We start from the raw sequence: 285 nt of genomic DNA, 5'->3' as shown, positions 1-285 counted from the left end.
CTACTGCTTCCGTTCAAAGTGCCACTACAGAATTCCATGTTTATGGGCTGGAGTGGACACCTGAAAAACTGGTTTTTTCGGTAGATGGTAAGGTACACTATACCTACAATCCTACTAACAAAAATGCAAGTACCTGGCCCTTTAATTCCGATCAGTTTTTAAGTCTGAATGTTGCCATGGGTGGCACTTTGGGAGGTAACATTGACCCTAATTTCATATCGGGTACTATGGAAATCGATTATGTAAGAGTTTATAAATAACAACCTCTAAAAAAGAGGAAAAGCA

Annotated in this window: 1 protein-coding gene; it reads left to right on the top strand. The window is 39.3% G+C overall.

Going from position 1 to position 285, the window contains the following annotated elements:
* On the top strand, positions 1–260 hold a 260-nt coding region (locus HC176_RS19255), incomplete at its 5' end, for a glycoside hydrolase family 16 protein (RefSeq protein ID WP_167920574.1).
* Positions 261–285 lie beyond the last annotated feature (25 nt).

Source organism: Tamlana crocina (assembly GCF_012037625.1).
The sequence above is the reverse complement of the archived record's forward strand: the minus strand, read 5'-3'. Positions and strand labels throughout refer to the sequence as shown.